The 18010-nt window shown below is 68.0% G+C and carries 12 protein-coding genes; 10 read left to right on the forward strand and 2 right to left on the reverse strand.

Going from position 1 to position 18010, the window contains the following annotated elements; all coding sequences use genetic code 11:
- Window positions 1–34: 34 nt before the first annotated feature.
- Entirely contained in the window at window positions 35–2785 is a 2751-nt protein-coding gene (locus ABXJ52_RS18480; protein WP_367043695.1) for a transglycosylase domain-containing protein, read from the reverse strand.
- Window positions 2786–3158: 373 nt separating this feature from the next.
- Between ABXJ52_RS18480 and ABXJ52_RS18485 the strand changes: the two genes are divergently transcribed.
- The 4 genes from ABXJ52_RS18485 to ABXJ52_RS18500 all read left to right on the forward strand — a co-directional run bounded on the left by ABXJ52_RS18485 (window position 3159) and on the right by ABXJ52_RS18500 (window position 6913).
- Window positions 3159–3845 (forward strand): PadR family transcriptional regulator, encoded by a 687-nt coding sequence (locus ABXJ52_RS18485; RefSeq protein ID WP_367043696.1) that lies wholly within the window; start codon window positions 3159–3161, stop codon window positions 3843–3845.
- A gap of 59 nt (window positions 3846–3904) precedes the next feature.
- Window positions 3905–4987 carry an inositol-3-phosphate synthase gene (locus tag ABXJ52_RS18490; RefSeq protein ID WP_367043697.1) on the forward strand — a complete coding sequence of 361 codons (1083 nt, stop codon included), beginning with the start codon at window positions 3905–3907 and terminating at the stop codon, window positions 4985–4987.
- Between the two features lie 78 nt (window positions 4988–5065).
- Window positions 5066–6322 (forward strand): MFS transporter, encoded by a 1257-nt coding sequence (locus tag ABXJ52_RS18495; protein ID WP_367043698.1) that lies wholly within the window; start codon window positions 5066–5068, stop codon window positions 6320–6322.
- A gap of 156 nt (window positions 6323–6478) precedes the next feature.
- Window positions 6479–6913 (forward strand): hypothetical protein, encoded by a 435-nt coding sequence (locus ABXJ52_RS18500; protein WP_367043699.1) that lies wholly within the window; start codon window positions 6479–6481, stop codon window positions 6911–6913.
- Window positions 6914–7024: 111 nt separating this feature from the next.
- Here the strand turns inward: ABXJ52_RS18500 and ABXJ52_RS18505 are convergent, their stop codons facing one another.
- On the reverse strand, window positions 7025–8491 hold the full coding sequence (locus ABXJ52_RS18505) for a CCA tRNA nucleotidyltransferase (protein WP_367043700.1): 1467 nt from the start codon (window positions 8489–8491) through the stop codon (window positions 7025–7027).
- Window positions 8492–8683: 192 nt separating this feature from the next.
- On the opposite strand from ABXJ52_RS18505, the gene ABXJ52_RS18510 reads away from it, so the two are divergent.
- The 6 genes from ABXJ52_RS18510 to trxB all read left to right on the forward strand — a co-directional run bounded on the left by ABXJ52_RS18510 (window position 8684) and on the right by trxB (window position 18000).
- Window positions 8684–11029 (forward strand): DUF6049 family protein, encoded by a 2346-nt coding sequence (locus ABXJ52_RS18510; protein WP_367049119.1) that lies wholly within the window; start codon window positions 8684–8686, stop codon window positions 11027–11029.
- 47 nt (window positions 11030–11076) lie between these two features.
- A complete protein-coding gene (gene murJ, locus ABXJ52_RS18515; protein ID WP_367043701.1) occupies window positions 11077–13329 on the forward strand; it encodes a murein biosynthesis integral membrane protein MurJ in 2253 nt (750 codons plus the stop codon).
- Between the two features lie 118 nt (window positions 13330–13447).
- Entirely contained in the window at window positions 13448–15160 is a 1713-nt protein-coding gene (locus ABXJ52_RS18520) for a protein kinase family protein (protein ID WP_367043702.1), read from the forward strand.
- Window positions 15161–15193: 33 nt separating this feature from the next.
- Entirely contained in the window at window positions 15194–15928 is a 735-nt protein-coding gene (sigM, locus tag ABXJ52_RS18525; RefSeq protein WP_367043703.1) for an RNA polymerase sigma factor SigM, read from the forward strand.
- Window positions 15925–16857, forward strand: a complete 933-nt coding sequence (locus ABXJ52_RS18530; RefSeq protein ID WP_367043704.1) for a hypothetical protein — start codon at window positions 15925–15927, stop codon at window positions 16855–16857. Before sigM ends, ABXJ52_RS18530 begins: the two co-directional genes overlap by 4 nt.
- A gap of 183 nt (window positions 16858–17040) precedes the next feature.
- Window positions 17041–18000: a thioredoxin-disulfide reductase gene (trxB, locus tag ABXJ52_RS18535; RefSeq protein WP_367043705.1), complete on the forward strand. Its 960-nt coding sequence runs from the start codon at window positions 17041–17043 to the stop codon at window positions 17998–18000.
- Window positions 18001–18010: the final 10 nt, after the last annotated feature.

Below are 18010 nucleotides of genomic sequence, written 5' to 3' on the forward strand. Positions count from 1 at the left end.
CGTTTCACGTGAAACATGCTCACGGGGGAGCAGCTCAGCCTCCCGGGCCCCCGAGCCAGCCTCCGTTGTCGTTTCCGTTGTTGCCTCCGCCACCGGTCGGTTCATCGGTGGCCGGTGGCGACTCCCCGCCAGTACTGCCCTCGTTCTCCCCGCCTCCCGACACACCACCGTTGTTGTTGCACTGCCAGTCCCAGTCAGCACAGGACTCACCGGGATCAGGGCTGTCCGACGGGCTCGGGGACGGCCCACTGTCCGAAGGACTCGGCGTGGGTGACGTCTCCGGCTCCTCGGTCTTCGACGGGGTCGGGCTCGGGGCGGGCGGCGGGGTCTCACCGACGACCGAACCGATCGGCTCCGGGACGGGGAAGGGGATCACACGAGCGCCCTTCAGGGCCTGCTCCATGTAGCTCTTCCAGATCTGCGCGGGGAACGAGGCACCGTGGATCTTCTCCTCGCCACCCGTGCCGAACATCTCCAGGAACTGGCGCTTCTTGTTCCCCTCGTTGTCGTCGAGGCGGTACATGCTGATGGCGGTCGACAGCTGCGGGGTGTACCCGACGAACCAGGCGGACTTGTTGCCATCGGTCGTACCGGTCTTACCCGCCACCTGGCGGCCACTCAGCTGGGCCGAGGTGCCCGTGCCCTTCTCGACGACGGTCCTGAGCACGTCGGTGACGTTGTCGGCGACCGACTGATCGAAGGCCCGCTTGGGCAGCGCGTCGTGCTGATAGACGGTGTTGCCCTTGTGCTCGACCTTCGTGACCGAGTACGGCTCGTTCTGCTTGCCGCGCGCCGCAAAGGTGGAGTACGCGCCGGCCATGCGGATCGCGCTCGGAGAGGACGTACCGAGGGAGAAGGACGGGTAGTTGGCGCTGGCCAGGCTGTTCTCCTTGATGCCGGAGGCGATGGCAGCCTCCTTCACCTTGTCCAGGCCGACGTCCATGCCGAGCTGCACATAGGCCGAGTTGACGGACTCCCGCATCGCTTCACGGAGGTCGATCTGGTAGGTCGGCGCGTTGTACGACTGGTCACCGTCGTTGGTCTGCAGCCACTCCTTGCCTTCTCGGTCCGTCCAGATACTGCCGTCGTAGTTCTTGATCTTGAGCTTGTTCTTGCCGCTGTAGAGGCTCTTGGGGTTGACGATCGTGCGCTGGCCCTCGCCTTGGTCCGGCAACCCCTCCTTGTCGCGGGTTCCGTCCTTGAAAGCCGCTGCCAGCACGAAGGGCTTGAAGGTCGAGCCGACCTGCGCACCGGTCTGGTCCGCGTTGTTGGTGAAGTGCTTGGTCGCGTCCTCACCGCCGTAGATGGCCTCGATGGCCCCGTCCTCGGGATTCACGGACGCGCCGCCGAACTGGACGTGGGTGTCCTTGTCCGGTCGCTGTTTGGGCTTGATCTTCGCCTTGCGGACCTTCTCCACGGACTTCTCGAGCTTGTCGACCTTGGACTTGCTGAAGGTCGTGTGGATCTCGTAGCCGCCCCGCTGGAGGTCGTTGGCCGTGATCTCGCCGTCGCTGTTGTTGATCACGTAAGCCTTGGCAAGGTCGACCAGGTAACCGACCTGACCCCCCAGCAGCGCATTGGAGCGCGGGTTCTCCAATTCCGGGAAGTCCTCGTACTTCTTCCGGACCTCGGCGGTCAGGTGACCGTCCTTGACCTCTTCGTCGAGGATCCAGTTCCAACGCTTCTTGGCCCGCGCGGTGTTGGCTTCCCGCGAGGCCGCGGGGTCGACCTCCGGAGAGCCCGCCGGGTCGTAGTACGTGGCGCCCTTGAGAACCGTCGCCAGGAGTGCGCACTGGCTGGGGTTCAGTTCGGCGGCGTCCTTGCCGAAGTAGGCGCGGGCGGCGGCCTGGATGCCGTAGGCCCCACGACCGTAGTAGGCGGTGTTCAGATACCCCGCCATGATCTTCTCTTTGGACTCGGTCCTGCCGACCTTTATGGAGATGAAGAGCTCTTTGAACTTACGCGTGAACGTCTGCGACTGGTCGCCCAGGCGCGCGTTCTTCACGTACTGCTGGGTGATGGTCGAGCCACCCTGGGTCTCCCCGCCCTTGGCCATGTTGACCAGGGCGCGCGTGATGCCCATAGGGTCGATGCCCTTGTCGTCCTCGAACGACTTGTTCTCGGCCGAGATGACGGCGGTCCGCATCTCCTTGGGGATCTTGTCGTAGTCGATGATCTGGCGGTTCGTCTCACCACCGGTCGCGACCATCTGCTTGCCGTTGGCCCAGTAATAGACGTTGTTCTGCGCCTTGGCCGCTTCGTCGACCTTCGGCACCTCCACCAAGGCGTACGCGATTCCCGTGACCGCCATCAGGCCGCCGAGGAAACCGACGAACAGGCCGGTGACCAAACGCCATGACGGCACCCAGCGGCGCAGACCGTCCTTGTCCGCGCGCGGGTAGTCGATGAACCGCTTCTTGCGGGGCTCGTGGCCGCCACGGCCTCGGCCGCGACCAGGCCCGTTCGGGCCGCCGCCACCGCGCCGACCACCGCCGCCGGCGCCTCCGCGCCCGGCACCGGATCCGTCGGCTGCTCTGCGTCGGCCTCCACCCGCGCCGACTGCGCCACTGCGCTGCGCGGCACGACGAGCCTCGGCACGGCCGCCGTAGGAGCGGTCCCCGTCGTCAGGGGCCCCTGCTCCGTGCGAGCCGGTTGAGGAAGTGGGCGATCCAGTGGCGCCACGCGGTGCCGCGCGGCGACCCGACGACGCGCCTGGGACGCCGCGTCTGGCCGCGGCGCGTCCACCGCCCTGCGGCTGCGGCGGTTTGCGACGGTGCTCGCTCATCGAACGATTACTCCTCGGGCAGGCGCAGGTATCCGCGCCTGGAAACGGCGGCTGGTTTCCGGTCCCCCCGAAGTACGGATGCGCCCTTCTCAGCGCTCACCCGCACTACACCAGGGTCAACGACGCCCTCACGCGTCACTTGGTTCCCGGCGGTCTGCATGGCGCACAGACTACGCACCGTCAAAACCCTCTTAGGGCAGAAGTTCACCCCAAATCAGGCAAGTCACTTCCTACGAATCGGTGATGTGACGCCGTTCACCGTTTCCCCTCTTGTCTCAACAGGCGGGCCGTTCTATCGTCTCGATGTATCGAGTCGATACATCAGCTCGGCATAAAGACCGTGTCGACAGACGCTGGCAGACGGGAGGCGAAGATGAGCAGACGCTCCGGCATCCTCGAGTTCGCCGTGCTCGGCCTGCTGCGCGAGTCCCCGATGCACGGCTATGAGCTGCGTAAACGGCTCAATACTTCACTGGGAGTGTTCCGCGCCTTCAGCTACGGGACGCTCTACCCCTGCCTCAAGACGCTGGTCGCCAACGGCTGGTTGATCGAGGAATCGGGCGGCACCCCCGAGGAGGCCCTCGCGGCCCCCCTCTCCGGGCGCCGCGCCAAGATCGTCTATCGGCTGACGGCGGAAGGTAAGGAGCACTTCGAGGAGCTGCTCTCCCAGACCGGCCCCGACGCGTACGAGGACGAACACTTCGCCGCCCGCTTCGCCTTCTTCGGGCAGACATCGCGGGACGTACGCATGCGGGTCCTCGAGGGGCGTCGCAGCCGCCTCGAGGAGCGTCTGGAGAAGATGAGCGCCTCCCTGGCCCGAACCCGGGAGCGCCTGGACGACTACACGCTTGAGCTGCAGCGGCACGGAATGGAGTCCGTGGAGCGCGAAGTGCGCTGGCTGAACGAGCTCATCGAGAGCGAGCGCGCGGGGCGGGATCAGCAACGGTCCGCCCCGGACGGCTCCGCTCAGCACGACAGCACATCTGGGGAGTCGGGCGGCCTGCCCCGGCGGCGGGACACGAACCCGCCGCCGGATCCGTCCGATGACACCGCCAAGTGAGGCACCGCGGTCCGCGGGGTCTCATCCGGAATACACAGATCACACAGGGAGCAACCGGAATGGGTTCGGTTCGCGTAGCCATCGTCGGCGTGGGCAACTGCGCCGCCTCGCTGGTCCAGGGCGTCGAGTACTACAAGGACGCAGACCCGGACGCCAAGGTCCCGGGCCTGATGCACGTCCAGTTCGGCGAGTACCACGTCGGTGATGTCGAGTTCGTCGCCGCCTTCGACGTCGACGCCAAGAAGGTCGGGCTCGACCTCTCCGACGCCATCGGCGCCAGCGAGAACAACACCATCAAGATCTGCGACGTGCCGAACAAGGGCGTCGCCGTCCAGCGTGGCCACACGCACGACGGCCTGGGCAAGTACTACCGCCAGACCATCGAGGAGTCCGCCGAGGCTCCCGTGGACGTCGTCCAGATCCTCAAGGACAAGCAGGTCGACGTTCTCGTCTGCTACCTGCCGGTGGGTTCCGAGGACGCCGCGAAGTTCTACGCGCAGTGCGCCATCGACGCCAAGGTCGCCTTCGTCAACGCCCTCCCGGTCTTCATCGCCGGCACCAAGGAGTGGGCCGACAAGTTCACCGAGGCGGGCGTCCCGATCGTCGGCGACGACATCAAGTCCCAGGTCGGCGCCACCATCACGCACCGCGTGATGGCGAAGCTGTTCGAGGACCGCGGTGTCCGTCTTGAGCGCACCATGCAGCTCAACGTCGGCGGCAACATGGACTTCAAGAACATGTTGGAGCGTGACCGCCTCGAGTCGAAGAAGATCTCGAAGACGCAGGCCGTCACCTCGCAGATCCGCGACCGCGAGTTGGGCGAGAACAACGTCCACATCGGCCCGTCGGACTACGTCGCGTGGCTCGACGACCGCAAGTGGGCGTACGTCCGCCTCGAGGGCCGCGCCTTCGGTGACGTCCCGCTGAACCTGGAGTACAAGCTCGAGGTCTGGGACTCCCCGAACTCGGCCGGTGTCATCATCGACGCCCTGCGCGCCGCGAAGATCGCCAAGGACCGCGGCATCGGCGGCCCGATCCTCTCCGCGTCCTCGTACTTCATGAAGTCCCCGCCGGTGCAGTACTTCGACGACGAGGCCTACGAGAACGTCGAGAAGTTCATCAAGGGCGAGGTCGAGCGCTGAAGCCCGCCGCTTGAACAGCTGTTGAGGGTCCCCGGGCAATCCGCCCGGGGACCCTCCTCGTATGTGAGGCTGTGCCCCATGGCTGTCGTCGGTGACCTGCGCGTACTGCTGCGCCTGCGGGACTTCCGGCGCCTGCTCGCCGTGCGGCTGCTCTCCCAGGGCGCGGACGGCGTCTACCAGGTGGCCCTCGCCACGTACGTCGTCTTCTCGCCGGAGAAGCAGACCTCGCCAGGTGCGATCGCCTCCGCGATGGCGGTGCTGCTCCTTCCGTACTCCCTGATCGGCCCCTTCGCCGGGGTCCTCCTCGACCGCTGGCCGCGCCGACAGGTTTTTCTGTACGGCAACGTGCTGCGGGCCGCCCTTGCCTCGGTGACGGCGGTGCTGATGCTGGGCGGCGTGCCGGACTGGCTCTTCTACGCCTCCGCTCTCTGCGTCACGGCCGTCAACCGTTTCGTCCTCGCCGGACTGTCGGCGGCGCTGCCGCGCGTGGTCGACGACGAGCGTCTGGTGATGGCCAACTCCCTCTCACCGACCGCGGGGACACTGGCCGCCACCGTGGGCGGCGGTCTGGCGTTCGTCGTACGCCTGGTGGGCTCCGACTCGGACGCGGCGGTCGTCCTGCTCGGGGCGGCTCTGTACCTCTGCGCGGCGCTCGCCTCACTACGGATGGCGCGTGACCTCCTCGGCCCGGACCCTGAGCTGGTGCGGCCACGGCTCGGTGCTGCGCTCTCCGGTACGGCGCGGGACCTGGTCGCCGGGGTGCGCCATCTGTCGCAGCGGCGCCCGGCCGCCCGAGCGCTCCTCGCGATGACGTTCATGCGGTTCTGTTACGGCGCCCTGACGGTCATGGTCCTGATGCTCTGCCGGTACGCCTGGGCGTCCTCGGAGCCCGACGGGCTCGCCCTGCTCGGGCTCGCCGTGGGGATCTCGGGGGCGGGCTTCTTCGCGGCGGCCGTGGTCACTCCCTGGGCAGTGAACCGACTGAGCGCCGCGGGCTGGATCGTCACCTGCGCGGGGGCCGCGATGGTCCTGGAGCCGGCGCTTGCCCTCTCCTTCACCCCGGCCCCGCTGCTCATCGCCGCGTTCCTGCTGGGCCTGGCGACACAGGGAGCCAAGATCGCCACGGACACGGTGGTGCAGTCAGCAGTGGACGACAGCTTCCGTGGCCGGATCTTCTCGCTCTACGACGTCCTGTTCAACGTCGCCTTCGTCGGCGCGGCAGCAGTAGCCGCACTGATGCTGCCGCCTGACGGTCGATCGGTTCCACTGGTGGTCACGGTGGCCGTTATCTACGGAGCAATTGCTGCCGCTATGGCCAGATTTGACGCGCAGTAAGTGTCACATCAATGCCACAGAGGCCCTCTGAGCTACAGAGATGTCGTCGCGTCCCTATAACTTACGGACGTCGTATCCGCGCCATAGCGCTTCCGTTCGAGGGGGACCCCCAAAGTGACTACTCCGCCCCAGGGCCAGAATCCGTACGGTCAGGCCGTGCAGCCGCAGCCCGGCCAGCCGGGACAGCCCGGCCAGCCCGGTATGCCGCAGCAGCCCTACCCGCCGTACAACCAGGGGGCGCCGGTTCCTCCTCCGGCCGCTCCGAGCGGTGGCGGCCGCAGCAAGAAGCTCATGCTGCGCATCGGTGGCTTCATCGTCGTCGCCATCATCATCGCTGTCGGCAAGTTCTACCTGGGACAGAATGACGCGGAGACCACGGCCGTCGGCGACTGCCTGCACAACAAGGGCACGCAGACGCAGCCGGACATGAAGGACGCCGACTGCTCTTCGAGTGACGCCGATTTCGAGGTCATCGAGAAGTTCGACGACACGAGCAGCGTCAGCAAGTGCGACGCGGTCAAGGGGACCGAGGTCGCCTACTACCAGACCGGCAGCGGCCACAACATGGTGCTCTGCCTGAAGAACAAGTAACGGCATGTAGCGGCGTACGCGAAGGGGCACTGTTTCACGTGAAACAGTGCCCCTTCGCGTTTTCCGGATCCGGTGCGATGTTTCACGTGAAACATCGCACCGGGCCTCACCTCACTCCTGCGCGGCCCACCATTCCTTGAGCGCCGCGATGGCCGCGTCCCGCTCCATCGGCCCGTTCTCCAGCCGCAGCTCCAGCAGGAACTTGTAGGCCTGGCCGATCACCGGCCCCGGGCGCACGTCCAAGATCTCCATGATCTCGTTGCCGTCCAGGTCGGGCCGGATCGAGTCCAGCTCCTCCTGCTCCTGAAGCCGCGCGATGCGCTCCTCCAGGCCGTCGTACGCACGCGACAGCGCATTGGCCTTGCGCTTGTTACGCGTCGTGCAGTCGGACCGGGTCAGCTTGTGCAGCCGGTTGAGGAGGGGGCCCGCGTCGCGTACATAGCGACGTACGGCCGAGTCCGTCCACTCACCTGTGCCATAGCCGTGGAAGCGCAGGTGCAGCTCCACCAGGCGTGAGACGTCCTTCACGAGCTCGTTCGAGTACTTGAGCTCCGTCATCCGCTTCTTGGTCATCTTGGCGCCCACCACCTCGTGGTGGTGGAAGGAGACCCGGCCGTCGTCCTCGAAGCGCCGCGTCCGCGGCTTCCCGATGTCGTGCAGCAGTGCCGCGAGCCGCAGCGTCACATCCGGGCCGTCCTCCTCCAACGCCATCGCCTGCTCGAGAACGATCAGCGAGTGGTCGTAGACATCCTTGTGACGGTGGTGCTCGTCACTCTCCAGACGCAGCGCAGGAAGCTCGGGCAGCACACGCTCGGCAATGCCTGTGTCGACAAGTAGAGCCAGTCCCTTCGCCGGGTACGGCGAGAGGATCAGCTTGTTCAATTCGTCACGGACACGCTCCGCGGAGACGATGTCGATGCGCTCGGCCATCGCCTTCATCGCGGCGACAACCTCAGGAGCCACCTCGAAGTCGAGCTGCGCGGCGAACCGCGCGGCACGCATCATCCGCAGTGGGTCGTCGGAGAAGGAGTCCTCCGGGGTACCGGGGGTGCGCAGGACACGCTCCGCCAGGTCCTTCAGGCCTCCGTGCGGGTCGATGAACTCTTTCTCCGGCAGAGCGACGGCCATCGCGTTGACGGTGAAGTCGCGACGTACGAGGTCTTCCTCGATGGAGTCGCCGTACGACACCTCGGGCTTGCGCGAGGTTCTGTCGTAGGCCTCGGACCGATATGTCGTGACTTCGATCTGAAAGCTCTGATCAGCGTCTCCGACGCGGGCATCCTTCTGGCTCCCGACCGTGCCGAAGGCGATCCCGACCTCCCACACAGAGTCCGCCCACGGCCTGACGATCTTCAGTACGTCCTCGGGTCGGGCTTCGGTCGTGAAGTCCAGGTCATTGCCGAGCCGACCAAGGAGCGCGTCCCTGACCGACCCACCGACCAGGGCAAGGGAGAACCCGGCCTCCTGGAAACGGCGTGCAAGATCGTCCGCGACAGGGGACACCCGCAGTAGTTCACTGACCGCGCGGCGCTGCACCTGGCTCAGGGCGCTGGGATTTTCTTCATTGGCGTTCGGCACAACAGAAAAGGGTACGTGCCCCGGACGCCCCCTACCGCCCGGTTTTCGGCGGGGCCCCGACGCCGCGCGCCCCTCTCCGGCCAGGTCTTCCGATCATGTGGAGCAGTCCGCGGCACTTCGCCACAGCGCACCTCGTTACCATGCGTGGACGCACAACCGACGACCACTGACGACGACGAGGACGGGCAACGCGTGGCCGAGGCGGCAGACTTCCCGGGGACCAGTCCCTCACCTGCCCGCCGGTGGCTGCGGCGTACGGCAGCGTTGCTGGCGGGCGCCCCATTGCTGGCCGGCATGCTGCAGCTGTCGGCGGAGCCGACGGCACACGCCGCGACGCCGAGCGCGCCGGCAGACGCCGCCGGGTCCAGAACCGTCGATGTCTCGCTCAACAAACTCACACCCACCGCCCCGTCGGACGGAGACACGGTCACCGTCTCCGGCACCGTCACCAACGAGGGCAAGCAGGCGGTGACCGGCGCCCAGGTCGGGCTGCGCCTCGGGCCGGCCCTGAACGGCCGGAGCCAGATCGACTCCGCCGCCAAGCGCACCGGCTACCAGCCGGGAGCCGACGGCACGGAGGTCGGCGGCAAGTACGTCGAGAAGTTCTCCAAGCTCGCCCCCGGGGTCCGCCAGGACTTCAGCATCTCCGTCCCGGTCAAGGCCCTGGACCTCGGTGCCGACGGGGTCTACCAGCTCGGTGTCTCGCTCACGGGCCGGACCACCGCCCAGCCCTGGTCCCAGGTGCTCGGCTTCGAGCGGACCTTCCTGCCGTGGCAGCCGGACGCCGCGGGCACGAAGACCCGGACGACCTATCTGTGGCCGCTCATCTCCACCTCGCACCTCACGGCGGAGACCGGGTCGGACGAGCAGCAGACGCCCGTCTTCACGGACGACGAACTTGCCAAGGAGCTCGCGCCCGGCGGTCGCCTGGAGCAGATGCTGTCCCTGGGCCGCCAGCTCGACGTCACGTGGGTCATCGATCCGGACCTGCTGGCCTCGGTCGACGCGATGACGCGGAACTACCGGGTGCAGACCGCCGACGGCAAGGGCACCACGGCGGGCAGGAACCAGGCGGTCGCCAAGGAGTGGCTGAACAAGCTCGAGCAGACCGTGAAGGACAAGAAGGTCGTCTCGCTGCCCTTCGCCGATCCCGACCTGGCCTCGATCGCCCACAACGGCAGGACCGTCACCGGCTCCCTGGGCCGGCTCAAGGACGCCACCGATGTGGGGGCGCAGGCCGTCGAGGTCATCCTCCACGTCAAGCCGCAGTCGGACTTCGCGTGGCCCGTGGACGGCGCCCTCGATCCGTCGATCGTCGACGTCTCCACCTCGGCTGGTGCCCACTCGGTGATCGCCCGCAGCGACAGCCTGCGTGAGGGCGACGCGCTGCCGTACACGCCCAACGCCGCCCGGCCCATCGGCGGCGGGACGACGGCAGTGGTGGCCGACGCACGCCTCTCCACCGCCTTCCAGGGCGACATGACGGGGGCCGAGAGTTCCACCCTCGCCGTGCAGCAGTTCCTCGCCCAGAGCCTGATGGTCACGCTGCAGGACCCGGACAAGCAGCGCAGCATCGTCGTCGCCCCGCAGCGCATGCCGTCCGCCAGCCAGGCCCAGTCGATGGCGAAGGCCCTGACCGGCCTGTCCGACGAGCGCTGGTCGGAACCACAAGCCCTGTCGACGGCGGCAAAGGCGAAGCCGGACCCGTCCGCCACGACCCAGGTGCCGTCGGCCAGGTCCTACCCGGCGGCACTGCGCAAGCAGGAGCTGCCGAAGTCGGCCTTCCAGTCCATTCAGAACACCCAGAGCAAGCTCGACCGCTTCCAGACGGTCCTCAGCGAGCCCGACCGCGTCATCACACCCTTCGGGCGCGCCATAGACCGTGAGATGTCCACGTCCTGGCGAGGCAGGGGCGCCGAGGCGGCGACATACCGCCAGGGCGTGGAGAACTACCTGACCACGCTCATCAAACAAGTGGCGCTGATCAAGAAGTCCGACGCGAAGCTCTCGGGGCGCAGCGCGACGATCCCGGTGACAGTGCAGAACAACCTGGTCCAGGGCGTCGACCACATGGTCCTGCGCCTGACATCGGAGAACCCCACGCGTCTGAAGATCGACGGCAAGGCCTACGCGGAACAGCCGGTCAAGATCGCGGGCGGGCACGCCCAGTCGGTGAAGTTCACCACCACCGCCAATGCCAACGGCCCGGTCCCGGTCTACGCCCAGCTCTACACCGAGGACGGCCAGCCGTACGGCAAGCCGGTCCGCTTCGACGTGAACGTCACCGAGATCACCCTCACGGTGATGCTGGTCATCGCCGGCGGTGTGCTGCTCCTCGTGCTCGCCGGATTCCGGATGTACACCCAGCGCAAGCGGGCCGCCCGGCAGCAGGCCGAGGAGGGCCCGGAGGACGGCCCCGACGGCGAGTCCGGCACGGAGTCGGGGGAGGACAACCCCGAGCAGCCGAGTGACCCGACACCGGACACCGCTCCGGAAAGCACCGACCCGTCGGACACGGGTGAGAGAGTGGACCGTTGAGCGATGTCGTGGCCGGTGGGCCCGGGGACGATGAGGTGGGGTAATCCATGAACGCGCCGTACGACGGTGACCGTGGCCAGGGCGCGGGCGGTTCCGGTCCCCCCGACGACGGGCAGGTGCCACCCCAGCCCGCCCCGGATGTGTATCTCCAGGACGCCTACGACCAGGACCCCTACCGGGCGCAGGACCTCGCAGCACAGGACCCGGTGACGGAGGCGCTGTACGACCGCGCCGCTCACCCCCCGCCGCCGCCCGGCTACTACCAGGACCCTCAGCCGCTCTACGCCCAGCCGCCCTCTCCTCAGCACGCCCCCGACCCCCGCGTGTGGGCCCAGACCCCGGCCCCCGAGCCCGAAGGCCCGACCCGGCACCTCCCGTACGGCGACGACGCCCGTACGACGCAGTTCGTGGGCGTCGACGACCTGGTCACGCATTCCGGCGAGGAACGCCACGAGCCGGACGCCTTCGCTCACCTCTTCCGGGACCAGCAGCCGAGCGGCTACCGCGAACAGGCCGGCGCCTACCAGCAGGACGGCTACCCCCAGAGCAACGGGTACCCCCAGGGCAACGGCTACCAGCAGCCAGGCGGCTACCAGCCCCCCGAGCCTCCGATGGTCCCGGCCCCTGCGGCTCCCCCGGCCCCCGCGCCGGCCCCGAAGTCGGGCGGCGGCGGACGGGCGGCGAGTCTGCTGAAGTCGAGCGCGGTGATGGCAGCGGGAACGATGGTCTCCCGGCTCACCGGTTTCGTACGCACCATGGTGATCACCGCGGCCCTCGGCGCCGCGACGCTCGGTGACGCTTGGACCGTCGCGTACACGCTGCCGACGATGATCTACATCCTGACCGTCGGCGGAGGTCTCAACTCGGTCTTCGTGCCGCAGTTGGTTCGCGCCATGAAGGACGACAAGGATGGCGGCGAGGCCTACGCCAACCGCCTGCTGACCCTCGTCATGGTCGCGCTGGGCCTCATCGTGGCCCTGGCCGTCTTCGCGGCGCCGCTACTGATCAAGCTCATGTCGACACCCATCGCGAGCAATCCCCCGGCCAACAACGTCGCGGTCACCTTTGCCCGCTACTGCCTGCCCACCATCTTCTTTATGGGCGTGCACGTGGTGATGGGCCAGATCCTCAACGCCCGCGGGAAGTTCGGCGCGATGATGTGGACCCCGGTCCTCAACAACATCGTCATGATCTTTACGTTCGGCCTGTTCATCTGGGTCTACGGAACGTCCGGTGACTCGGACATGCTGGTCGAGAACATCCCGGCGGACGGTGTCCGACTCCTGGGCATCGGCACCCTGCTCGGGCTGATCGTCCAGGCCCTGGCGATGATCCCGTATCTGCGCGAGACGGGCTTCCGATTCCGGCCACGCTTCGACTGGAAGGGCCACGGACTCGGCAAGGCGGTCAAGCTCGCCAAGTGGACGGTCCTCTTCGTCCTCGCCAACCAGGCCGGCGTGCTCGTCGTCACTCAGCTGGCCACCGCCGCGGGCAAGGCCTCCGGCAAGGACGGCACAGGCATCATGGCCTACTCCAATGCCCAGCTGATCTGGGGCATGCCACAGGCCATCATCACCGTCTCGGTCATGGCAGCCATGCTGCCCCGCATCTCCCGGGCGGCTCACGACAACGACCCCGGGGCAGTCCGCGACGACATCTCGCAGGGCCTGCGCACCTCCGCGGTGGCGATCGTCCCGGTCGCCTTCGCGTTCGTCGCCCTCGGCGTCCCGATGTGCACCCTGCTGTTCGCCTCCAGCGGCAGCCAGGCCGCCCAGTCCATGGGCTTCGTCCTGATGGCGTTCGGCCTGGGGCTGATCCCGTTCTCGGTGCAGTACGTCGTTCTGCGCGGCTTCTACGCCTATGAGGACACCAGGACGCCGTTCTACAACACGGTCATCGTGGCTGCCGTCAACGCGGCGGCAAGCGCCCTTGCCTACGTCCTCCTGCCCGCCCAGTGGGCTGTGGTCGGCATGGCCGCCTCGTACGGCCTCGCCTACGCGGTCGGCGTCGGTGTCGCCTGGCGCAGGCTGCGCAAGCGCCTCGGGGGCGATCTGGACGGCACCCAGGTCCTGCGTACGTACGCCCGGCTCGCCATGGCGTGCATCCCGGCAGCGATCCTCGCCGGCGCCGCCGCATACGGGATTCTCAAGGCTCTGGGGGACGGTGCCGGGGGTTCGCTGATCGGCTTGGTGGTCGGTGGGATCATCCTCGGAGGCGTCTTCTTCGTGGCCGCCCGAAAGATGCGGATTGCGGAGCTCAACTCCATGGTCGGGATGGTCCGCGGCCGTCTCGGACGGTGAAATCCGGGGGTGCGCACAACCATCACCGGCCACCGCGTGTCGTGCATAGCGCCGGACTGTGGGCACAATTGGCTTTGGCGTCTGACGAAGCGCGATGGATGGGGAGGCAGGAACGACGGTGGCGGAACGGAGCACGGCTGCCGTCGACGTGGCAGACAACAGTGGCGACGAGCCGCTGACCGCGAAGGCGGACGAGGCCACGGCCGACGGGGTGGCCCAGACCCGGGAGCGGGAAACGGCAGAAGAAGGCACAGCGGAGACCGGTGAGTCCACCGGCCCGGGGGCGGCATCACCCCCCGAGCTGCACAGCGGTCACAAGCTCGCCAGACGCTATCGACTCGAAGAGTGCGTCACCCGTCTGGACGGTTTCAGCAGCTGGCGTGCGGTGGACGAGAAGCTCCGCCGGGCCGTCGGCGTGCATCTGCTGCCCGCCGACCACCCGCGAGCCCGATCGGTACTGGCAGCGGCCCGCTCGTCGGCGCTGCTCGGCGACCCCCGCTTCGTCCACGTCCTGGACGCGGTCGAGGAGAACGACCTCGTCTACGTGGTGCACGAGTGGTTGCCCGACGCCACGGAACTGACCGCGCTGCTCGCCGCCGGTCCTCTCGAGGCGCACGACGCGTATCAACTCGTCAGCCAGGTCGCCCAGGCCATGGCGGCCGCCCACCGTGAAGGCCTCGCCCACCTGCGGCTGACTCCGAGCGCGGTGCTGCGTACGTCCTCCGGCCAGTACCGCATCCGCGGCCTCGCCGTGAACGCGGCGCTGCGCGGCATCAGCTCCGACACCCCGCAGCGCACGGACACCGAAGCGGTCGGCGCACTTCTGTACGCCTCGCTGACTCAGCGCTGGCCCTACGAGGACGACGCGTACGGCCTCTCCGGCCTCCCCAAGGGCGTCGGCCTGATCGCCCCCGACCAGGTGCGCGCAGGCGTACACAGGGGCCTGTCCGAGCTCGCCATGCGCGCGCTCGTGAACGAGGGTGCGACCGCCTCCCGACAGGAGCCGCCGTGCACGACTCCGGAGGAGCTGGTGAAGGCGATCGGTGAGATGCCGCGCATCCGCCCGCCGGAGCCCGCGTTCACCGCACCGCCCGAGTACCAGCGCACGACCTATCAGCAGGGCACCTACGGCCGTACCGCGCCCCGTCCCGGTGGCGCCACCCAGCCGATCGCGCCTCCGCCGCCCCCACTGCAGAGCCGTACCGGAAAGGCACTCAAGTGGGCCGTGTCCGCGCTGCTCATCGCCGCTCTGGGCCTCGGCAGCTGGCAGCTCGCTGACGCGTTGATGGACCGGAAGAACTCCGATGACCCCGGCAACGCGGACACCTCCGACGAGGGCGACAAGAACAAGCCGCAGCCCACGCATCCGATCAAGATCGCGGGCGCCGAAGAGTACGTCCGCGATGACCGCCCCCAGGACCTCCAGGGCGTCCCCAACACGTACGACGGCGACGACTCGACGTTCTGGCGGTCGAAGAGCTACATAGAGGGCCCCGAGCTGGCCCCGTACAAGCCCGGAGTCGGCATCGTCTACGACCTCGGCACGGAGCAGGACGTGTCGACCGCGTCGCTCGGTCTCCGCTACCCCGGCGACCACACGACGGTCGAGCTGTACGCGGCGAACTCGATGTCCTCGTCGACTCCTCCGAGCGCGATGAAGAAGATCGGCACCGTCACGACCACGGGTCAGAGCGCGAAGATCAAGGCGAAGAAGCCGGTCGCGACGCGGTACGTACTGGTCTGGCTCACCGATGTACCGCAGTCACCGCGTGATGAGTACAGCAGCGCCGGGTACAAGCAGGCCATCACGGATGTGAAGTTCACGGGCTGAGGCCGAGGCTCACCGGGGGGAGGGGGTTCGACGGTGGATGACACCACACACAGCGAGATGAGCGACCAGGACCTCCTGGCCCGCCATGTGTCAGGGGACAAGGACGCCTTCAGCGAGCTCGTCCGACGCCACCGCGATCGACTGTGGGCCGTCGCCCTGCGCACGCTGGGCGACCGCGAGGAAGCCGCTGACGCCGTCCAGGACGCTCTTGTCTCCGCCTATCGCGCCGCGCACACCTTCCGCGGACAGTCGGCCGTCACGACGTGGCTGCACCGGATCACCGTGAACGCCTGCCTCGACCGAGCTCGCAAGGCGGCGTCACGGAAGACGTCGCCCATCGACGACACCGAACGTCTGGAGCAGCTCCTCGAACCGCATGAGTCAGCGGCAGCCCCCGTAGAGCGGGGCGATCTGCAGCGCGAGGTCGTCGAGGCGCTGGGTACCCTGCCCCACGACCAGCGCGCCGCCCTCGTCCTGGTGGACATGCAGGGTTATCCGGTGGCCGAGGCTGCCCGCGTGCTCGAAGTGCCCACCGGCACCGTGAAGAGCCGCTGCGCGCGCGGCAGAGCCAGACTGCTGCCGCTGCTCACCCACCTTCGCCCGGAGCGCCGTACGAAGCGCGAAGACGGCGACGACGACACGGAAGACAAGAAGTCGGGCCCGGGAAGGAACCGGACGCAGGGGACATCCGTCCCACCTGCAGCGGGACCACGGGATGCGGGACCAAGCGATTCAGCTGCTGTGAAGGGCGGAGGTGGGCGAGCGTGACAACCACGACCGATTCGGCCGGGCACCCGGAAGTCGCCGAGCTCTCCGACCTCACGGAGGGGCTGCTCACCCCGACCCGAACCGTCGATGTGCGGCGGCACCTGGATGACTGCGCGCTCTGTGCCGATGTCTACGACTCCCTGGAGGAGATCCGCGGCATGCTCGGCACCCTGCCGGGGCCGCCACGGATGCCGACCGATGTCGCCGGGCGTATCGACGCGGCTCTGGCTGCTGAAGCGCTGCTGGACTCCATCACACCCGGGTCCGTCGAGAGCTCCCCGCACCCGAAGGCCGCCGCACGTGTTTCACGTGAAACAACGCCCGCCCCCGGGGGGCGCGCTGACCCCGCCGACAGGCCCGCAGGGCACGCCCGCGCCTCCACGGGGCCTGGACGCGGCAGCCGGTTCCGGAGTGGCCGTCGGCGCAACGTAGTGCTGGGTGCCGTCTTCACTGCGGCCGCGATCGGTCTCGGTTCCTTGTTGGTCCAGAACGTGGGCGGCGACTCGGACGGTACGAGCGGCACCGCTTCGGGTCACACCGAATCCGCGCACGCCTTCTCCGAAGACACCCTCAAGGGCCAGGTGACGGATCTGCTCGCCAAGGCACCCACTAAGAAGCCCGAGTCCGCCGGCAGCGATGAGCCGTCCTTCGGTGTGCGCTCCAGCCCGGAGTCGCCGAAGAACCAGAAGATGCGCGAGGACGCGGTCACCGTCCCGGAGTGCATCCAGCTCGGCATCGGCGACAGGACACCGCTCGCCGCCGAAGAAGGCACATATAAGGGGAAGGACGCCTACCTCGTTGTGGCGTCCCACGACTCCGACACCTCGAAGGTCTCCGCGTACGTCATCGACGCGACGTGCGTGGACAAGGGGTCGTCGGCCACCGCTGCCGGCAAGGTCCTGCTGACCGACTCCTACGCGCGGCCCTGACCCCTCTCACCGCTGCGACGGGATACTCGGCTCAGCGTGGCATCCTGACGTCCCTGGCATGCTTCCGTGCGCTCTGACACGTCGGGAATGCATGCCCCGTAGGATCCGTTGGGTGGGGTGAGAGACCTGAGACAGGCACCCGCCAGCAGTACGCAGCAGTCTCCAGAGACGAGGAATCAAGCCGTGACCGACGTCCGTAACGTGATCATCATCGGCTCCGGGCCCGCCGGCTACACGGCGGCGCTCTACACCGCGCGAGCGTCGCTGAAGCCCCTGGTGTTCGAGGGCGCCGTCACCGCGGGCGGTGCGCTGATGAACACCACCGAGGTGGAGAACTTCCCCGGCTTCCAGGACGGCGTCATGGGCCCCGAGCTCATGGACAACATGCGGGCCCAGGCCGAGCGCTTCGGCGCCGAGCTGGTGCCGGACGATGTGGTCTCCGTCGACCTCAACGGCGAGATCAAGACCGTGACGGACACGGCGGGCACCGTGCACCGCGCGAAGACCGTCATCGTGACAACGGGGTCCCAGCACCGCAAGCTCGGCCTGCCGAACGAGGACGCGCTCTCCGGCCGGGGTGTCTCCTGGTGCGCGACGTGCGACGGCTTCTTCTTCAAGGACCAGGACATCGCCGTGATCGGCGGCGGTGACACCGCGATGGAGGAGGCCACCTTCCTCTCCCGCTTCGCCAAGTCCGTGACGATCGTGCACCGCCGCGACAGCCTGCGTGCGTCGAAGGCCATGCAGGAGCGTGCCTTCGCCGACCCGAAGATCAGCTTCGTCTGGGACAGCGAGGTCGCCGAGATCAAGGGCGAACAGAAGCTCTCCGGCCTGACGCTGCGCAACCTGAAGACGGGCGAGACCTCCGAGCTGCCCGTGACAGGCCTGTTCATCGCGATCGGCCACGACCCGCGCACAGAGCTCTTCAAGGGCCAGCTCACCCTGGACGACGAGGGCTACCTGAAGGTGGACGCCCCGTCGACCCGGACGAACGTGCCCGGCGTGTTCGCCGCCGGTGACGTCGTCGACCACACGTACCGCCAGGCGATCACGGCGGCCGGCACCGGCTGCTCCGCCGCCCTCGACTCCGAGCGGTTCCTCGCTGCGCTCGTGGACAACGCGGCCGCCGCCGCCACCGTCTGACATCCCATCC

The sequence above is a fragment of the Streptomyces sp. Je 1-332 genome (assembly GCF_040730185.1).
Classification (GTDB): Bacteria; Actinomycetota; Actinomycetes; order Streptomycetales; family Streptomycetaceae; genus Streptomyces.